Origin of the sequence: Anaplasma phagocytophilum (assembly GCF_023476575.1) — a bacterium.
GTDB lineage: Bacteria > Pseudomonadota > Alphaproteobacteria > Rickettsiales > Anaplasmataceae > Anaplasma > Anaplasma phagocytophilum_A.
The window spans coordinates 1-3,058 of record NZ_JAHLEX010000118.1; the positions used below are offsets into that span (position 1 = coordinate 1).

Below are 3,058 nucleotides of genomic sequence, written 5' to 3' on the forward strand. Positions count from 1 at the left end.
CCAAGATGCGCTGTGCGTAATAAAAGAAAAAAAACTCTCTGATCAGCAAAGACTAGACGGGCTTTCGAATATTGGTGAAGCGTTATCCGCAATCCCAGAACGTCTCGCACATCTAATGGTAGAGTATGGTATAGGCGCAGAAAGAAGAGAGGATGCTCTTTCTAGTCCGGTTGTACCTGCTGTGTGAAAGGGAAGCCTTTGTTCAATGTAAGTGATGGAAGTAGTTTTTCTGTCGCAGGAGGAGCTGCACTTGGTATGGCATAGTTTGTTTCCATTTCTAATGAGAGAAAAGAAGAAGATCTCAAGTGTATGTGTGTGAATTGTTATCCAAAATTTCATACAGTTCACATATCGCAGTCCAGATGAGTGTGATATACCAAAAGGAGTTGTGGGTGCTTTATTTAATTTGCTTGGGGATGATTCTTCCGCAGAGCAAAAGAAAAGAGGGCCTCTCCTGATTCGGGATTGAAGTTTTTCGGCCACCTCTTATCGACGTGCGCTGATAGCTTCAAGTTCCGGACTCCTTTTTTAGAGACTCACTACGGTTCAAACTATAATTGCATAGAAAAGCGCAATATTTTACCGAATAGAACAGTATGTCTATAAAGTATTGTGCAGTCATACTGCTGCGCTTGTGAAAGGTATATGCTGAGTGAGTTTTTACAATTAAAGAAAGCAGTTCTCTAAGGATCTGCATTAGGTTTATAAGTTGCCCCTCAAGAAGTTGGATCCAGTATACGTAATCCTGGTCACCACCCATGCATATACTATGACGTTTTAAAATCATTACTATACCGCCATAGCCCTGTGACAGTCCTGTATTTTTTAGCACTTATTTATTTAAGAGAGCACAAAAGCCAAGTTCACGCAATTCTTTCATTTCGCTGTGACGAATTGCATCTCCATATTGTTTTTCCCAAATAGAGATCATACTTTCTAATACACACGCCTTTTTTATTCTTTACAGATCACCATCGGGTAATTTTTAACAGCCCGTTCCATAAGCTTAGAGTATACTAAATAGAAATTTTTCGGAAATATCAAGTATTACCGGCTTAATATTATGAATACACAGCCTTATTATGTGCCATTTTTTCGTTATACTAGTGGTATAGAAGATGTATCAGGTTCAACGTGTTACATTATAGTAGAGAAGAGCTTGTGTTGAATGAGAGTATTTATGACAGGGATAAAGATAATATGCGAGCCTCAATCATATTCTCAGTAACTTTCTTAACGTTATTTCTCATAACTTTTTTCTGTATTTTGTTCAGCGGTGTTAGTTATATGCCCATGAGTTGGCGGTATGAAATCGCCGAAGCAGTCCTCGCATGTTTTATACTAAGCGTATCGCCAATAGTTGTAGGATTGATAGTAATTGATAGTAGTGGGCATTTTAGCATCTTGCGGTGTGATAGATGTAAGATTGAGTGATATCTTATCACCCCGGTCTACCAGTACGCCAGTGCTCACGGCGTTTGTAGTAGTAATCCGTACTATAGGAATCAAACAAGATTTTATTTAGATGAGAGTACAGTGTTTCCGAGAAGAATAGTAGAGTGGGAGTGTGCTCCCCGAAGCATATGTGACGAATATATAGGTTTTACTCCCGTAGTCCCAGATGTTCCGTGTTTTCAACCAACATGTTGCTAGTAGCTTGTTAATCTTACGGAATAATCGTCGTACATTGCCCATGAAATGCATTTACAAAAAGCAATTTACAGGGCTGTTCTCCTCTCACCACCAACTACATTAAGGTACATCAGATTGTGAGATTTTTAGTCTGTGCAGCTCCTAGATCTAGAGGTTTAAATATGATTATGTGAAGAATGAAGCGTATCAGTAACTGTAGTGCCAAATAATTGCATAATACCTTATGTGACCGACGAGAAACAAAAGCGGATAGCCTTTTCTATGCAAAAGGAGAAACGTGCCGCCCTTAATTGTCCATGTGTGTTTTCATCGCCTTTTCTTACCACGTCATAGCTGCTTGCTTAACTATAGTATCAATCATATCGACACAAGTATAAAAGTCAGCACCTACCCTATCCATCTTATTGACAAAGCAAATACGCGGAACGTCGTACCTATCAGCTTGACTCCACACCGTCTCTGATTGCGGCTCTACACCCGCAACACCGTAAAACACAGCTACAGCACCATCCAGTACCCGAAGAGATTTCTCCATCTCTACAGTAAAATCAACGTGCCCAGGTGTATCGATTATGTTTATTCTGCATCCATTACAAAAAAACGTAGTAGCAGCAGATGTTATCGTAATGCCCCGCTCCTTCTCCTGCTCCATCCAGTCCATAGATGCAGCACCCTCGTGAACTTCCCCTATCCTGTTCTGCTTCCACAGTGTAAAAAAGTATGCGCTCTGTCGTAGTAGTCTTTCCCGCAACTATGTGCGCCATTATCCTCATATTTATACGTTTAGATAAATCACCCTTACTTCCTCACACCTCATATTCCCTGCCAAGAACACAAAAAAAAATTGCTAAAACCTAAAATACTTTACAACATATTGGAGCAGTAGTCGCTTTTGTTGAGTTTCCGTCAACAATTTGTGTTGCAAACAATCTTCTATAGCTGACAGATCATGCGCAGTGTGCCTATTATTTTACATCTTTGTTGCAAGAGGAAATTCTGAGGAGTATTGCAGCACGTAAGAGAGGCTATAATGATGATTCAAGGAAACCATGGCAGTGTATTGTTTATCTCTCCGAAAGAATGAAAACTATAAGCTCATTAGAGTGTTTTGCAGAGAATGCTCACAATAAACTCTATGCAGCACAGCTATTATTTCCAATATTATCAGAACTACTTGCGTGTCAAGTTTCAGAAGTGCAGCTTAGACCTTAGCCTCAACGTATTGCAAAAATGCTGTAGTAGAAAATAACATGTATTGTGGTGCTGACTTTCGGACTTATATCGCAATAAACAAATTTATTACGACGAAATTTCCAGTACCAAGCCAGTACCAGAGTGCTTCAGTTTCTCCATCAACATCCGAAGCCTTATACATCAAGTTTTCAGAAGGTCAGCATGTAACCTG

General features: G+C 39.8%; 1 protein-coding gene and 1 pseudogene. One reads left to right on the top strand and one right to left on the bottom strand.

Annotated features, from left to right (window positions below; all coding sequences use genetic code 11):
* Positions 1-187, top strand: a 187-nt coding sequence (locus tag KPX09_RS04880) for a hypothetical protein (protein ID WP_249549244.1), incomplete at its 5' end; no start/stop codon positions are given.
* A gap of 1,821 nt (positions 188-2,008) precedes the next feature.
* On the opposite strand, the pseudogene KPX09_RS04885 reads toward KPX09_RS04880, so the two are convergent.
* Positions 2,009-2,417: pseudogene (locus KPX09_RS04885) on the bottom strand (GTP-binding protein); the annotation flags it as partial.
* Positions 2,418-3,058 lie beyond the last annotated feature (641 nt).